Origin of the sequence: Brevibacillus humidisoli (assembly GCF_020923435.1) — a bacterium.
In the GTDB taxonomy this organism is placed as follows: domain Bacteria; phylum Bacillota; class Bacilli; order Brevibacillales; family Brevibacillaceae; genus Brevibacillus_E; species Brevibacillus_E humidisoli.
Window position 1 is genome coordinate 106670 of the sequence record NZ_CP087263.1, and the last position, 16347, is coordinate 123016.

General features: G+C 47.6%; 16 protein-coding genes. 13 read left to right on the forward strand and 3 right to left on the reverse strand.

Annotated features, from left to right (window positions below):
- Positions 1 to 43: 43 nt before the first annotated feature.
- The 6 genes from LOK74_RS00495 (at position 44) to LOK74_RS00520 (ending at position 7070) form a co-directional block, all read left to right on the forward strand.
- Positions 44 to 475, forward strand: coding sequence for an NUDIX domain-containing protein (locus LOK74_RS00495; RefSeq protein WP_230044581.1), 432 nt, complete (start codon positions 44 to 46; stop codon positions 473 to 475).
- A gap of 411 nt (positions 476 to 886) precedes the next feature.
- The gene (locus LOK74_RS00500; RefSeq protein ID WP_230044582.1) at positions 887 to 1453 is read left to right on the forward strand and encodes a GNAT family N-acetyltransferase; all 567 of its coding nucleotides are present in this window, start codon (positions 887 to 889) and stop codon (positions 1451 to 1453) included.
- A 176-nt stretch (positions 1454 to 1629) separates the two neighbouring features.
- Positions 1630 to 2259, forward strand: a complete 630-nt coding sequence (locus LOK74_RS00505; RefSeq protein WP_230044583.1) for a restriction endonuclease — start codon at positions 1630 to 1632, stop codon at positions 2257 to 2259.
- A gap of 71 nt (positions 2260 to 2330) precedes the next feature.
- Positions 2331 to 5429: a DEAD/DEAH box helicase gene (locus LOK74_RS00510; protein ID WP_230044584.1), complete on the forward strand. Its 3099-nt coding sequence runs from the start codon at positions 2331 to 2333 to the stop codon at positions 5427 to 5429.
- A gap of 408 nt (positions 5430 to 5837) precedes the next feature.
- Positions 5838 to 6380 carry a histidine phosphatase family protein gene (locus LOK74_RS00515; RefSeq protein WP_230044585.1) on the forward strand — a complete coding sequence of 181 codons (543 nt, stop codon included), beginning with the start codon at positions 5838 to 5840 and terminating at the stop codon, positions 6378 to 6380.
- A gap of 138 nt (positions 6381 to 6518) precedes the next feature.
- Positions 6519 to 7070 (forward strand): hemerythrin domain-containing protein, encoded by a 552-nt coding sequence (locus LOK74_RS00520; protein WP_230044586.1) that lies wholly within the window; start codon positions 6519 to 6521, stop codon positions 7068 to 7070.
- 195 nt (positions 7071 to 7265) lie between these two features.
- On the opposite strand, the gene LOK74_RS00525 is transcribed toward LOK74_RS00520, so the two are convergent.
- From LOK74_RS00525 to LOK74_RS00535, 3 genes are all read right to left on the reverse strand, one after another.
- Complete coding sequence (locus tag LOK74_RS00525) at positions 7266 to 7883, reverse strand: Crp/Fnr family transcriptional regulator (protein WP_230044587.1); 618 nt, start codon at positions 7881 to 7883, stop codon at positions 7266 to 7268.
- 50 nt (positions 7884 to 7933) lie between these two features.
- Positions 7934 to 8581, reverse strand: a complete 648-nt coding sequence (locus LOK74_RS00530) for a Crp/Fnr family transcriptional regulator (protein WP_230044588.1) — start codon at positions 8579 to 8581, stop codon at positions 7934 to 7936.
- A gap of 73 nt (positions 8582 to 8654) precedes the next feature.
- A complete protein-coding gene (locus tag LOK74_RS00535) occupies positions 8655 to 9491 on the reverse strand; it encodes a methyl-accepting chemotaxis protein (RefSeq protein ID WP_230044589.1) in 837 nt (278 codons plus the stop codon).
- Between the two features lie 697 nt (positions 9492 to 10188).
- Between LOK74_RS00535 and LOK74_RS00540 the strand changes: the two genes are divergently transcribed.
- The 7 genes from LOK74_RS00540 (at position 10189) to LOK74_RS00570 (ending at position 16305) form a co-directional block, all read left to right on the forward strand.
- Positions 10189 to 10434, forward strand: coding sequence for a hypothetical protein (locus tag LOK74_RS00540; protein WP_230044590.1), 246 nt, complete (start codon positions 10189 to 10191; stop codon positions 10432 to 10434).
- On the forward strand, positions 10380 to 11231 hold the full coding sequence (locus LOK74_RS00545) for a TRAP transporter substrate-binding protein (protein WP_230044591.1): 852 nt from the start codon (positions 10380 to 10382) through the stop codon (positions 11229 to 11231). Before LOK74_RS00540 ends, LOK74_RS00545 begins: the two co-directional genes overlap by 55 nt.
- 20 nt (positions 11232 to 11251) lie before the next feature.
- Positions 11252 to 11731 (forward strand): TRAP transporter small permease, encoded by a 480-nt coding sequence (locus tag LOK74_RS00550; RefSeq protein ID WP_230044592.1) that lies wholly within the window; start codon positions 11252 to 11254, stop codon positions 11729 to 11731.
- Positions 11728 to 13011 (forward strand): TRAP transporter large permease, encoded by a 1284-nt coding sequence (locus tag LOK74_RS00555; protein WP_230044593.1) that lies wholly within the window; start codon positions 11728 to 11730, stop codon positions 13009 to 13011. Before LOK74_RS00550 ends, LOK74_RS00555 begins: the two co-directional genes overlap by 4 nt.
- Positions 13012 to 13670: 659 nt before the next feature.
- Entirely contained in the window at positions 13671 to 15164 is a 1494-nt protein-coding gene (locus LOK74_RS00560) for a 4-hydroxyphenylacetate 3-hydroxylase family protein (protein ID WP_230044594.1), read from the forward strand.
- Between the two features lie 32 nt (positions 15165 to 15196).
- Positions 15197 to 15745, forward strand: a complete 549-nt coding sequence (locus LOK74_RS00565; RefSeq protein ID WP_230044595.1) for an FAD synthetase — start codon at positions 15197 to 15199, stop codon at positions 15743 to 15745.
- Complete coding sequence (locus LOK74_RS00570) at positions 15742 to 16305, forward strand: NADPH-dependent FMN reductase (RefSeq protein WP_230044596.1); 564 nt, start codon at positions 15742 to 15744, stop codon at positions 16303 to 16305. The genes LOK74_RS00565 and LOK74_RS00570 overlap by 4 nt, the downstream gene beginning before the upstream one ends.
- The last annotated feature ends 42 nt before the right edge of the window (positions 16306 to 16347 follow it).

The window sequence follows — 16347 nt, forward strand, 5'->3', positions numbered from 1 at the left end:
TCTCCAGTGTCAGTAGTCCAGTTAAGAAAGGAAAGGAAAAAGCATGATGGCTCAAAACAGGATTGGACTTCCCCGGTTAGGTGTAGGGGCAGTCATTACGAACGAACAAAATGAGATCCTATTGGTGCTCCGCAATAGGAACCCGGAAAAAGATACGTGGAGCATCCCAGGAGGCAAGGTGGACCCTTACGAAACTCTCGAGCATTGCGTCATACGAGAAGTGAAAGAAGAGGTAAATCTTGACGTTGAGGTAAAGGGTCTGCTCTGTATGGCGGAAACGATTCGACCTGAAAGCGAGGAACATTGGGTTTCGGCCATATATGAAGTGACTGTAAAGAGTGGGGAAGCTCGCAATATGGAGTCAGACGGGGCGATTGCAGACCTGAAATGGGTTCGCCTTGATCAGCTCCCAGCAAACCTGGCGTGTTTCACTGTGCCTGCTATCGACCATTTGATAAACCAAAGCAATCGGTGACCGGCACTCAACTGAGGAGATGTACATGCGTGCCGAGGATCGGAATGGTCGACAATTTCGGCTGATGGCGTTCCTGATCGTTCGGACAATGACTCATCTTGGCATTGAACGTATGGAGGAACATAGATATAATAGAAGAACTTGGGGGAACAAAAGGGGGATCCGTTGTGAAAAAAAGATCGCTGCGTACATTAGCGAAAGGCATCGGATACTCCACTGCCGTTTTCTTCGATTCTCATATCCACGGGATACGTATGTCCAAATACGGATGAAGCGGTATGTTCCTGGGATTCCAAGGATACAGGTGGATAAACGCCACAGGCCGCTTTCCCTGTGGTGATAGCGAACCGACTCGTCACCACAGAACGTCTGTGGTGTTTTTCATTTTCCATGAAAAGGAGAGGATTTCGCATGAAACTGCAAGGAAAAGCGATCAATGTCGCGTTGTTGGAGGAGTCGGATGTCGAACAGTTGCTGCGCCTTGAAGTAAACAATAAAGATTATTTTCAACAATTCACCGCTCTGCGCCAACCGTCCTTCTACACCTATGAGGGACAATGGGAGCGAGTGCACACGGCATTGGACATGATCGCGCAAGACAAGGGGTATTTTTTTCTGATTCGTTTGAACGGCGGCTCGGAGCAAGTGATTGGGGAAGTGATTCTGACGGAAGTCATGCGGCATAACTTACAAAGCTGCTGGATCGGCTATGTTCTCGATCAAGCCCACGGCGGCAAAGGCTATATGACGGAAGCGGTGAAGCTGGTTGTCGATTATGCATTCAAGGAGCTGGACTTGCACCGGATTGAAGCCGGAGTGATGCCGCATAATATTCCTTCGATGCAGGTGTTGTTGAAAGCTGGTTTCCACAAGGAAGGGATCGCCCGCAAAAACGTGAAAATCAATAATCGTTGGGAGGATCATCAGACGTTGGCAATTGTCAGGGAGGAGCCGGAGGAAGTGGCGGAGCACGGTTGAGATGTAAGGAGGTCAGCGGAGATGAGTAGGAAACGAGCCTGCAAGGAGTTGAGGGGGATCGAACTGTCGTTCAATACAATATGAAAATTTTTACATATTACTCAGATTCTTGGGAGGTGCGGTGGTTTTTATGTCGAATTGAAGTTGGGTGAATAAAGTAATGTAGGGGGGCAACCATGATTTATCTACTCTTGTTTTTCGCAATAGCAGTTCTTGCATTGTTAATATACTACCAAACAACTTTCCGAATTCGTAGAACCAAGTCACCTGAGCACGATTACGATCCATTAAAAATTGATATCAATGATATCGATCGAATGGTGGACGGATCAGAATTTGAAATCTATCTTTATCGTCTTTTTTTAGCTTTAGGCTATTCCGGTGTATACAAAACCGTAGGGAGCGGAGATTTTGGTGCTGATCTGGTTTTCCAGGATCGTACTGGGACTAGAAACGTCATCCAAGCGAAACGTTATGGGGTAAATAATCCAGCTGGGATTCATGCTGTACAAGAAGTTTTTGCCTCGATGAGATATTACAAAGCGAAGAAGGCAATTGTCATCGCTACCACTAATTTTACACGATCGTGCGAAACACTCGCAGGTATTAACCATGTGAGATTGTTGGACCGTGAAGAATTAATAGACATAATTGATGCTTTTAAGCAAGGTGACATACATCGAGCGAAAGATATCATTGAAGAAGAACCAAGAGTAATCTTAGAGTCCTGGTCTGAGTATAATGATCCAGCATTAGAAATAAAGAAGGATAAAAAAGCTGAAAAGGCGATCCGTAACATATACTAAACGATTGATTTGAAGACTAGTAAGAGTTGTTTAAGTGCAAAGAAATGGAAAATTGAAGCAGGGTGGATTAAATGGAAAGTGTACACAATCTTTTGAGCTACTGGTACAAATTAGAGTTTTTCTCTCCGTTTTTACCTGAAGTAACAAATGATACAAAATATATAAATGCACACAGGAAGGAAGTGGTATGGCTAGCAAAAACTGATCCGAAGTATACGTATGACGTGTACATGGGTAATATTAAATCCCAGGACTTGATCGATAAATTGGTAGAGTTTTATAACGGCGAAGACGACACAGTAGAACCAGATAATTCAAAATCATGCGTTTGTGCCTTCAAAGTAACGTATGATGGAAGATATATTGTGAATTCTTTTTCAATCTCCACCTATGTGTGGGCGTTTTCCAAAATCATTTCAGAGAAGAATCTCATGGCGGAATTAAAAACGTCAGAGATTGATAAATTGAATAATGAGATTAACGATATCTTGGTATCGATAAATACTCCGCTGCAATACAAAGATTTGTTACACATATACGGTATCGTTACGGAAAAGATATCTCTTACATTCATCGACAATCCCTTCAGTGCCATTATTAATCGAAAGTTCGCTAAAAAGGGAAAAAATGCGAAAGAAATCAATGGTGCACATGAAGACGATCAAGATATTGACACTGATACGAGTACAGATATGATGCAAAGCTTCTATGTTTCGGATATTGATATGATCAAACGCAATATTCGGTCTGATGATACAATCCTACGATTTATAGAAGCTTTAAAAAAACCAGAAGATAATCGAGTGGAAATAGATAAGAACATTTCTGAGATGCAAAAGTGGTTATCACCTGAGAAGTATCCTGTTGCCAAATGGCCTTCAAAACATAGTCCTAGTCTGATGCAACAACTGGCGATAAATATAGCGATATCAGAAGATGGATATCCAGGTAGTATCTTTTCTGTTAATGGACCGCCGGGCACTGGGAAAACGACCCTATTAAAGGAAGTCATAGCATCTAATGTGGCAGAAAGGGCACTATTGTTGAGTGAGTATAATAGGCCGGACGATGCTTTCAGAAAATATAAATTTTCCGAGTCGGAGAGTGAATACTTAAAGCATTATTACATACCAGATGAAGCACTTATAAAGTTTGGGATTGTTGTTGCGTCTAATAATAATGCAGCAGTTGAGAACATTTCCAGAGAGCTCCCCACTGCTAAAGATGTGAAGCATTCAAATACAGATCTTTTTGATATTGAGAAAAACGACGCTACTTATTTTTCTGATATCGCAAATATGCTTATAGGAAATGATCAGCAATGTTGGGGGCTTATTTCTGCACGTCTTGGCAAAAAATCCAATATCGATGAGTTGAAACAAGCCCTTTGGTTTAACAAAGAGGTTAATTTACAGAAGCTTTACAAAGATGAGGTACCTGACTGGGATCAGGCTAAAAACATTTTCAGAAAAAAATATTCAGAAGTGATCGAATACCGTAAGCAAATTGGAGAAGCCGTTGAAAAAGTTAACAATCACAAACGATTTGTGACGGACTGTGAAATTGCGTTCGAAAGAATGGTCACATCGAGAAGCAAGTTAGATGAGTTGCAGAAACTGTTGGATAAGCAACTCATACAACAAACTCAATTACAGAAACAGATGGGTGGAGTCCAAGAAAATGTTCGTTTACTTGAAAGCAGACTCCCATGGTATAAAAAGTGGCTCCCCTTTTTCTTCAAAAACGACCCAATTTTAATAGAAGTGAAAAAATCCAAACAAATTCTAGATCAACTAACAATTTATCTCACCAAAATCAATACCAAAATCGGCACCTTGAATAATCAAGTAGAAGAAATAAGGACCAATTACGAAAGCGCCAAAACCGATTATCAAGAAAAAGAGAGGTTAGTTGATCGTTCAAATCAACAGATGATGCGTATCCAAACGCAATTTGGGAAAAATTTTGCAGGTGAAGACTTTTGGAAGGAGATCGAAAGTAACCAACAATCTCAAGAATCTTGTCCGTGGACAGACAAAAAATACGATACCCTCAGAGAAGAACTCTTTTACTATGCGATAATGCTCCATAAATCATTTATCCTGAATTCAAGATGTACAAAACAAAATTTGAATTGTCTAGTAAACATGTGGAGCAACAATTTTTCGGAGAAGGATAAGGTCTCAGCGTTCGCTCATTTGATGAATACACTGTTCCTTGTCATACCCGTGGTGTCGACTACATTTGCATCGGTTACAACATTTTTGCAGTATGTGGGCAAAAAACAATTAGGAATGTTAGTCATTGATGAAGCGGGCCAGGCTACTCCTCAATCTGCGTTAGGAGCACTGTGGCGTACCAACAAGGCGATTGTTGTTGGTGATCCTCTGCAAGTAGAACCCGTTATGACAATTCCGAAGGAACTCTCCAAGAGGTTTGCTGAGGAGTTTGCAATAGAGGAACCGTATAAGTCACATGAGATCTCGGTGCAAGTATTAGCTGACAACATAAATCCCTACGGTGGATACCGAAAATATAATGATACGCATATGTGGCTCGGTTGTCCCCTAGTGGTACACAGAAGATGCCTAGACCCAATGTTCTCCATCTCTAATGAAGTGGCATATAACAATCGTATGTTTATTGCGACAAGAGTGCTAAATTCTGGCATAAATCTTTTGCTTAAGGAGTCTGTATGGATAGACATTGCCGGAAAAGAGATCGGGAACAAAGACCATTATGTACCGGAGCAAGGGGAAAAGGTACTTGAAATGGTCTTACAAGCTTTTTCAGTACAAAATGGATTACCTCAAATCTATATTATTAGTCCTTTTAAATCTGTTGCAAGAAATATAAAAATCCTTCTAAAGAAGGGCCTTTACAAACATTGTGCAGCAATTGCTAAAAATGAAATAGATGATTGGGTAGAAAAGTCTTGTGGAACAGTTCACACATTTCAGGGAAAGGAAGCTAATGAGGTGATATTCGTCCTTGGTTGCGATGACAAGAGCGGCGCAAGAGCAGCGCAGTGGGCCGGGAAGAAGCCTAATATACTGAATGTTGCTGTGACCAGAGCAAAGTATCGGTTAGCAATTATTGGCGACAGTAAATTGTGGACCAAAGTTCCCAATTTTGATGTTGCGTATAAGAAATTGTGCGAAGAGTTGTAATCTGTCCAGTTTTAAAACATTAGCTATGGCATGGCAATATCGTTTCTTTAACAATAAACCTACCCAGTGTAGAGTGGATATCGTGATACTTCAATGGAAAGGGGCTAAAAAGGCCCCTATAAGCATAGAGGATGGGATGATGGGGCGAGATAAACATTCCGCAGGAGGGAATCATACGCAGGCATTACATAGGAATCATTTTTTTATGGAGAACCATACCGTCCAGGAAACTTTTACATGTAGATTCGCAGTTGTTGCAGCAGCTTTTTCACGTACATTCGTATGATTTGCGGGCCAGCTACCGGAACTTGTGTTGCACTAAGGTGTTGCAGGCCCACGGTAAGGAACAACTGTCCGTGAAAAATGTACGAAAATAAACATTCACTCACGCACAAGGAGACCACGTCCATGAAACATCTATACATCGTCCGTCACTGCCAAGCAGAAGGACAATCCGCCGCCGCCAAGTTAACCGATGCGGGACGGCAACAAGCAGACCAACTTGCCGAATTCTTATCAGATAAACATATCGATCATATCGTTGCTAGCCCGTACGAGAGAGCTTACCGCAGCATAACACCCTTAGCACAAAAACTTGGTCTAAAGGTCGTACTGGATGATCGCCTGACGGAGAGGGTGTTATGTAGTGAAAATCGCCCCGATTGGCGCGATATGCTTCAAAGAACATACGATGATCTCGACTTGTGTTATGAGGGCGGGGAGTCCAGTAACACGGCTATGCGTCGTGCTGTTTCCGTGATGATGGAAGTTCTCAATCGTGACCACAAAAACGCTGTTATCGTATCACGCGGCAACCTGATGTCGCTGATGCTAAAGCATTTTGATCACCGGATTGGCTTCAGCGAGTGGGAAGCCATGTCTAATCCTGATGTATACCGTATCGCCTTCATCGACGATGCTACCAGCATCGAGCGAATGTGGAGAGAATAAGAGAACGTCGTATTGTATGAAGAGAGTGACAACGTGTTCACCGCTTCTCCTCACTTTCTGTGATCCTCGTCACTCCTTCGCTCCCGGCCAATGTATACACTACCCTTGAAGCATATAACCAGTAAGGAGTGAGCAGGAATGAAGGCACCCGGATATAAACCCAAACTTGACCTAAGAGATTGGCAACCGGTAAAAAAAGAAGAATACGAGCAGATTTTATCCATTATTTCCCCTGAACTTCACTCTTTTGTCGAGGAGCACGCAGCGCTAAGCCAGCTGATGGATAAGGTAAGAGAGGGCTATGACGAGACGGTCTACCAACAAGCGTTGCACGAGATAGAGACAGAATTGGAGCAGCACTTTCTGTATGAAGAACGCTTTATCCTGACACGGCTGAAAAGCTATTTTGCCACAGAAGAGGTGGGTCCTGTAAGGAAACTGCTACAGGAGCATCGCATCATCCGCAACCATTACCAGGATGCGGCTTATCTATTTGCCAACCGGGAGACGGACAATCCTGGCCCGGATCTGATCCAAAAAATGAACCTGCTCGCCTATCTGCTGAAAAAGCATATCGAAAAGGAGGACCACTACTTTTTCCCGATGGTCAGCCTCATTCTCAGCCAGGAAGAAAAAGCGGCGATTGCGGAAGAGGTGACAGAGGCATACTTGCGTCGTGCAAAAGCATAGCAAATCGCTAGGTCTTCAGTTTTTGGTCTAGGCTAGGGGAAACTCAGCCAGTCTGCATACCTAGCCTGCGCCTTCTATGTTACAGTCGCACCGTCCACAAATGGAAAACTCCTCCGCGATAAATAACGGAGGAGCAACGATTATAGCAATAATTTATTCGTCCAGGGCACAGACCGTTTTATTACGGATAGCGCCTCAACAAACCAACTCCTTCAACCGGTCCACATCTACCACCCGAATCTTGCTCCGGCTCGACAGCTCAATCAACCCCTGCTGCCGCCACTTCTGCAAGATCTTGTTCACCGTGATCCGCGATGTATCGATATACCGGGCAAACGAGGTCTGGTCAATCGGAACATTCTCGTTTTCGTGGACGGTGGTCAGCTTGATCAAAAAGTTGGCCATTTGCTGCTCGATCGGGCTGTCCTGGAAAGCGATGATCTCCGCCAGCAAGCGTACTTTATAGATCTGTGAGTTGGTAAAGATGATGGCGGCGTGGGGATGATCCTGGCAGACGCGGGAGAGTGCTTCATCGGAAAAAAAGTATAGCACCGAGGAGCATGTGGTGATCGCGGAGGTGAGATAGGTCCCTTTGTAAGCGCCATGCTCACCTGACAACCCGCCAGTCGGAACATAGTCAATCGTGCGTTCATGCCCGTTATCGGACAACAGCGTGATTTTCAAACCGCCCTTGTCCAGATAGTAAAAGCCTCTGCCGCGCTCGCCTTGGCGGTAGACGACGGTGTTTTTACTCAATTCCAGTTTCTTGCCATACATCAAAAACGGAGTCCATTTGTAGCGCAGGTTTGACATGATGATCACCCTTTTCAGTGGTTTACCGTGCATGTCGTTACAGCTGGCAGCTATACAGATTTTGCTGTCTGGGTGTCCATTTGCGGCGCTTGCAGCAGATCGGGTCGCTTGATGACAAAGCGGCGATTCCTGATCTCGACGATGCCGTCTTCTTTCCATTGTTTCAGGATCTTGTAGACAGTGATCCGGGTGAGACCGGCGCAGTCGGCCAACTCTTGCTGGGTGAGGGGCACTTCATAGTTTTTAAACTCCTCGCAGATATTGAGCAGCAGGCGGGCCACTTGCTCCTCGGAAGTAAGCGCCTTCATATTGATCGCATGCAGGAGAATGCGCATTTTTTGGCTAACCGTCTGGGTAAACAGAGACAATAATTCAGGCCGTACCTTCAGCATCTCTTGGAATTGTTCGCAGGAAAAATGGTAGACAACCGTGTTTTTGACGGCGATGGCGGTGGTGAAGTGCGTCTGTTGGTCCGTCGATTGGACTCCGAGGATTTGACCGGGCACGACGATGTTTAACATGCGTTCTCTGCCTTTTACCGTGGAGCTGACGATCTTGACCAAGCCTTTATGCAGATAGTAGAATCCTTCTCCCATCGTTCCTTGTTCGTAGATAACCGTTTTGCCTTTGAAAAATTGTCTGGTGCCGTAATTCAGGAATGTCTCCCACTTCACGTCGGTTTCAAACGGGGATACCACAATCGATCACTCCTTACAACATAGATGTTGATTTCCGAAGGTGACGGATACGCAATGGCGGACATTTTCCCGGCTAGGCTTGGGTGGTTGTTTTGATTTGCGACATTTGTTGGAGTAGGATGGATTCCTCGGTAACCTCTTGAATCGCAGAAGCCAACTCGATAATTCCTTCTGTTTGCGCCTTGGACAGATTCTTGGAGTCAAGCGCCATCTCCGATATGGCGGACATCTCGGTTTGCAGTGCGGAGAGGTGCTCTGCGATTTGCTTCGCCAAATCGCCTGACATGGTGGCCAGGCGGCGCATTTCTTTGGCGACAATGGTAAAGCCTTTGCCGTGTTCACCGGCACGCGCGGCTTCGATCGAGGCGTTCAAGCCTAGAATTTCCGATTGCTTCGCGATCTGGGAGATTGACTGCAGCACAGAAGACGTAGCCTGCACCTGCTGCAGCATGTTGGTCATGACGTGGTATTGTTTTTCACTATGGGAAGATAATGCTTCCGCACCATCTCGCATCATCTGGGATTGTGCGTTTACTTCCTCTACGATGGCAGACAAATGCTCGGCTATCTCGGCCAGTTTATTTTGCCTGTCCATACTGACGCCAAAGACGAGGGAGCCTGTGACTTTACCGTCTTCCAGTATGGGAAGTCCGCCAGCCACATACGCCACACCGTAAACAGATGAGTCCATCACTTTGCTGATGGCTTCGCCTTGACGCATGACGATATGGGCGAGACTGCCCTCTTTGATCGGATCCTCAGGGGATAGTCCAAAACGCAGGCTCTTTCCCGGCAGATAGGCCAAAAATTTCTCGGTATCCGTTACACCTAATGTAAAATCATCTTCAAAGCATAAAACCATCCCGTGCATCAAGGACGATACTTTTACGACATTTTGCAGTAGGTTCATTCCCTCATACTCCTCCATGAGTCACAATCATTGTAAGCGAATACATATCGAAATTTTCAGAACTGACCGGTTATCGCTATTATATAAGAGAAAAAGAAATCTTTACAGTACAAAAGGGCATGTTTCAGAAAAAACCAGAAATCATGTTAACTGGTTTACAGTCACGCGATCGGGATGATCGCTTCAGCCTGTAGACAAAGGGGCGGAGCGGGGGAGAGTAGCTCTTTTCCTCCATTCGCTCCGTTGCCAACCAGCGAGGAAGTGGGACTGTCCGCTGCGCCAGTCCGAAGCGGGCGGTCGCAAAAAGTGGTCATCGCTACGATGTGCCTCAGGGTTGCGCCCGAAAGCCCCCGCTTCGGACTGGCTCCGCTGAGTTGGTTGGCAAGAGTCGCTCCTTCCGGAAAAGAGCTACTCTCCGCCTGTACCGAGGTTTTGTCTACACGCAAACGCGATCGGGATGATCGCTTTTTTGTTTTACCCGGAATAAAAAAATCGCTTCTAACGTTAATGACTTTACATTCGCTTGTTTCACGTTTTAGTAAAATGAGTTTTGAAATTATGAAATAGAGGGATTGTTCCAAAAATTCAATACTGACAGAGCGGGAACAGGCACTGGATGCTGCATTCGTTTTGCGCGATCGGTTACGACAGTTTTTGTGGACCGGTTACGACATGTAGAAAATGGAGGGGTAGTCAGATGAACAAGTTTAAAAAATGGGGCGTTTCTCTGTTGTCCGCTTCGCTGGCGATTCTGATGACAACAGCTTGTAGCAGCGGTGGGACTTCCAGTCAGCCTACGGCATCACAGCCGGCCGCATCAGGCGGAGATTCCAAGCCGACCTATACCTTCAAGTTGGCGCACATTACACCGCCAAGCACATGTGGCATTTGGCAGCCGAACAGTTTAAAGAAGAGCTGGACAAGCGTTCCGATGGCCGGATGAAGCTGGAGATCTATCCTTCTGGTCAATTGGGTACGGAAGCTGACATGGTCCAACAGATCGCTTCTGGTTCTGTCGATTTCGGTTTTATCACGGCGGCGTATTTGAGTTCACGCTCTCCCTCATTTGCCGCTTGGTTTACACCGTATGCTTTTAAAGATCTGCAGGCGGCAAATGAAGCGCGCGATACGGAGATTGCCAAAAAAATACTTGGTACGTTGGACGAACAGGGATTGGTCGGCCTCGACTACTTGTTTGCGGGTCAGCGTGTGATGCTGTTTAAAGACAAGCATGTCACCAAGCCGGAGGACATGGCTGGACTGAAGCTGCGGGTGACGCCAAGCCCTCCCCTGACAGATTTCTATCAGTCGACAGGTGCCTCCACGGAAGGCATTCCGCTTCCAGAGGTGTATTCAGCGGTGCAGATGGGCGTGATCGATGGGATGGATATGGACCTTGACGCCACCATTACGAACAAATACTACGAAGTGGTCAAATACGGGGCAGTGACGAATCACATGGTGTGGCCTGCTGTCTCGATCGTAAACAAGTCCACCTTCGACAAGATGCCCGAGGAGGATCAGCAGATTATCCGGGAAGCGATCGCCGCTGCGGCCAACTATTCGGCGACGACGCGAGCAGGGCAGGAAGAAGAGTTTAAAAAAGAACTGAGTGACAAAGGGATGACGATCTATGAGATCGATCCAGCCTTGTTTGCTCCCCATATGAAATCATTTGATGAGAAATACGGGCCGACTGACCCCCTGATTCAAGAGTTTATTGACACATTCCGCAAATAGACAGCTAAGGGGAGAAACGGATGAAAGCATTGAGCAACCACATTTCTACGATAGAAAAATATCTTGCCATTGTGCTCATGTTTGCGATGGCTGTCATTGTTGCGCTGGCCGTTCTGTTTCGCTACGTGCTGAATGCTCCGTTGTCATGGGCGGGGGAAGTATCCGTGTTCTTGTTGATCTGGGTTAGCTTTATCGGCGGCAGCCTGGGACTGAAATACAAGTCCCAGGCCGCTGTTACCATCATCATCGACTATGTGTCGGCGAGGGCAAAGCGTATCATCGCCATCATTGCCCATCTGTTGATGCTGCTGTTTTTGATTTTGCTGCTTTACTACAGCTATACGTGGGTGCTCTCGCCAGGCGTTGCTTTTCAACGATCGAGCGCCATCCTGCTGCCGATGTGGATTCCGTTCAGCGCTGTTCCGATCGGCTTGACGTTTGCCGGGATCCATCTCTTGTCCAATCTGGTTGATCTGTTTCGAGAGGAGGACGTCCAGTGACCTCGTTGGTCGTAATCTGCTTTTTTCTTTTTTTGTTGATGGGCATCCCGATCTCGCTGGTTCTGGGCATGATCACCCTCGTCTACTTCTTGCTCGTTGGCAACACGGCGCTGCTCTCCTCTACGCCGATGCGCTTGTTTTCCGGATTGGAGAATTTCGGCTTGCTGGCGATTCCGCTGTTCATGCTGGCCGGGGAGTTGATGAACGGCGGCGGCATCACCACCCGACTGGTCCAATTCGCCAAAGTGTTTGTTGGACATGTACGCGGAGGGTTGGCCTATGTCACGATTGTGTCCAACATGTTTCTCGCCTCGATCTTAGGCTCGGCCAATGCGCAGGCTGCGATGATGAGCAAGGTGATGGTTCCTGAGATGGAAAAGGAAGGCTACAAAAGGGAGTATTCATCTGCTTTAACCCTTGCCTCGTCGATCGTAGCTCCGATCATTCCCCCTAGCATGATTTTTATCATCTACGGGACACTATCCGGCACATCGATCGGCGGATTGTTCATGGCCGGCATCATTCCCGGCATCATCTATGGGATCGGTTTCCTGTCGCTGATCGCTTATGTCGGCTATAAGCAGAATTTCCCGAAAAGCCAACGTGCCACAGGAAAAGAAATGCTAAGGAGTACGGTGCATGTCTTGCCCGCGCTGCTCGTCCCATTTATCATTATTTTCGGGATCTTGAGCGGAGCATTTACCGCGACCGAATCAGCAGCGATCGCCTGTGTCGTCGCGTTCCTGGTAGGAGCTTTCCTGTATAAGGAACTACACGTGAAAAAAATGCCGCAGATTCTGGTCAACACTGTAATCAGTACGGCGACCGTAACATTTCTGATCGCGATGGCCAACATTTTTGGCTGGATGATTGCCTTCGAACAAATTCCGCAAATGATCGCCAATGCGATGCTGTCCATATCCGACAATCCTTTTGTCTTCCTGCTGCTGGTCAATCTGTTGCTGCTGCTTCTTGGCATGGTGTTGGATGGAATTGCTGCGTTGATCATCCTGGTACCGGTGTTGATGCCACTGGTCACCGCCTTTCAGATCGATCCGATTCATTTCGGTGTGATTATGTGCATCAACCTGACGATTGGCCTCTTGACACCGCCCGTTGGCACCGGACTGTTTATCGTGTCCTCGATTGCCCAGGTGCGATTTGAACAGTTGGTCAAGGCGACAATGCCATTCTTGCTGATGGCCATTTTGGTTCTCTTTGTCATCACCTATTGGGAAGATGCTGTTTTGTTGATTCCCCGGATGTTGGGATTGTCCTAGCTGAGCTAGTTCATATCCGGAGCGGGTCTGGAGCAGGCTGGTTGGAAGAACGTTTCCAGCCAGCTTGTTTTTTGTCTGGCAACGAAGGCTTCGGCAGCGCCAATAGCCTTACGATGCGAATCGATAAACACCCGCATTGGACTGTTTTGCAGCAAAGCGTGAGAAGAACAATCGCCTTGTGTCTGGATTTGAGAAGAAGATTTCGGACGTACGCAAAGAAATGTTGCGTGCGCAAGCAACTGTCTCGAAGCGCAATGAGAAAAACAGGTGTGCGAAAGCCTTGGCAGTGCCCACAGAGTCGGAGCGGAAACAAAGCGGTACACGCTTGGCGGCCAACCGCTCCCTGAAATCCCCCCGCCCCTTGAGGGCTTTTGGCCGCTGTACCGCTTTGTTGGAGCGGAGACGGCCATCCCAGCTTCCCCGCAGGCACTGCCACGAGCGGGAGCTCACCTGTTTTTCTCTTTGAGCCCCCACTTCGCTCGTCCAAGAAAAAGGACCGCAAGGATGTCTTTTCCCCTCCCAGCTTTTCACAACAATGCCGATTCGAAAAATCAGCTGAAAACGTTAAGCGGGCTACAATTTTCAAAATTGTTGGATATTATAATGCAATCAGATGACCGATAAAACACTTCAATCCAAGGACACAGGGAGGGATCGCTATGGGAATCCGCACAGGCGACCAGTACATCAATGCTTTGAAATCCCGGCAGCCAGAGATATGGCTGCAAGGGCGAAAGGTGACAAGTGTGTGCGACGAGGCTGTGTTCCAACAGCCAATCCGTGAGATAGCCAAGCTGTACGATATGCAGCACGATCCAGAGTATCAGGAGCAGATCACGCACATCTGTGAAGAGACGGGCGAAAGAGTAAACAACGCCTTCCTGGTCGTGAAAAGCCCAGAGGATTTGCAGGCACGCAGGGCGCTGTACGAAGCCTATGCCAAAGCCACATTTGGACTGATGGGCAGAACACCTGACTTCCTCAATATTGTGCTCACTTCACTGTACTGCAACGCTTCTTTCCTGGAAAAATACGATCCGCAATGGGCGGAAAATGTGAAGAACTACTTCAAGTATATTCGCGACAATGACCTGTTTTTGACCCACGCGATTATCAATCCGCAAAATGACCGCAGCAAATCCTCGCATGAACAGCAGGATATGTTTACCCATCTGGGCGCGGTCAAAGAGACTCCGGAAGGTTTGGTGGTGAGAGGGGCAAAAATGCTGGCAACCCTCGCCCCGATCACGGATGAAGTGATCATCTACTCCTTCCCAGGGTTTAAACCGGGGGACGAGCGGTATGCTCTCGCGTTTGCGCTGCCGATTGACACGCCGGGACTGCGGATCATTTGCCGTGAGCCAATGCAGGATGGCATCCGTTCGGTGTATGACCATCCGTTGGCATCGCGGTTCGAGGAGATGGATGCCGTCCTCGTCTTCAACGACGTTTTGGTTCCATGGGACCGCGTATTCTTGTACAACAACGTGGAAGCGGCCAACCTGTTGTATCCCAAAACGGGCATTGGCCAACAACCGGCCCATCAGACTGGCGTAAGAGGGCTGATCAAGCTGCAATTCGCCACAGAAGTAGCGGTCCGTCTGGCTGACTCTATCGGGGTGGATGTCTATCTCAATGTACAAAATGATTTGGGAGAACTGATCCAATCACTGGAATCGATCAGGGCATTGTTGCGGACCGCTGAGCAAGAGTACGACATCCTGCCGTCAGGGGAACTGATGCCAGGGTATGTGCCGCTGGAGACGATTCGCGGGTTGCTGCCCAAGATGTATCCGCGGGCGATCGAAGTGATGCAGATCATCGGAGCGGGCGGGCTGCTCATGTCTCCGACCGATGCCGATCTGGAACATCCGGTGTTGGGCGAAGAGATGGAGAAGTACTACGTTGGCCGGGATGGCATTTCCGGCAAAGAGCGGGTGCGATTGTTCAAGCTGGCCTGGGATCTGTGCGGGGAAGCGTTCGGGCAGCGCCTGCTGCAATACGAGCGGTATTATACAGGCGACCCGATCCGCAAGCGGGCGATTTTCTACAACAATTACAAGCGCATCCATGCGTTTTCACTGGTAGACGACGCACTCAGTGTGTATCAGGGAAAAGAGGAAAATCAGGCCAAGTCACTGCTGCATAAGTAAGCGGCGGCAGGTCCTGTCAGGAGGTGGAGGGGATGAAGGTATACGTAGACGAAACGCCGGACTTGTCCCGCTCGGTGATCGCTATCGGCGCTTTCGATGGGGTGCATCGGGGGCACCAGGCGGTGATTCGCCAAGCAGTGAAGCACAGCAAGATGCTGGGTGTGCCAAGCGTTGTCTATACGTTTGATCCTCCTCCTCGCCACTATTTCCAGTCAGCTCGCATTTTGACCACAGTGGAAAAAAAGCTGGAACTATTAGCGAGACTGGAGCCTGATTATGTGGTGATTACCCGTTTCGACCATCGTTTTACGATGCGACGTGCCGACGATTTTATCGATGAGTTGGGGAGCATGAATCCCTTGGAAATCTCGGTGGGGGAGGATTTCCGGTTTGGACGAGATCGCGAAGGCGACGTTCATGTGCTTGCGCGGCATTTCAAGGTGCGTGTGACGAAGCCGGTCTGCTGTTCTGATGGAAATCCAATCTCATCAACGAGAATCCGTCACTTGCTCTCCATGGGCGACATACAGCAATCCTTCACCCTGTTGGGGTGGTCAACCAAAAGGAGGGAATCCGTGTGAAACTGCTAGGGATCGCCGGCACGATGATCGGAGCCAAAACCAGCATCATCGTGCAGAAAGTCCTTGATGAAGCAAAGAAGCTAGCTCCCGACATGGAAGTAGAGCTGCTTGACTTGCGCGATTATCAGATGTCACTGGTAGACGGACGCGATCCGTCCACTTACCCGGACGATACGAAAAAGGTGATCGACATCGTCTCTTCGGCTGATTGCTATATCATTGGAACACCGATTTTCCAAGGCTCGATGACAGGCGCTTTGAAGAACTTGTTTGATCACATTCACCCGCAAGCTCTCCGCAACAAGGTGATGGGCTTTGTAGCCAACGGCGGGACCTATCAGCACTATCTGGTGGTTGAAAACCAGTTGAAGCCGATCGCCGGCTATTTCCGTGCCTATGTGGCACCTGGTTTTGTGTACGCCCACACCGATCATTTTAATCAGCAGAACGAGATCGTTGACGAAGAAGTGTTGAGCCGCATCGCCAATCTGGCCCAGGAAGTAGTCCTCATGCAAAAAGCGTTGAAGACTCCTGACGGCGTGACCCATGCCAATCGTTGAACTGAAGCTCCTCGAGGGAAGGGATCAGGAAGTAAAGGAGCG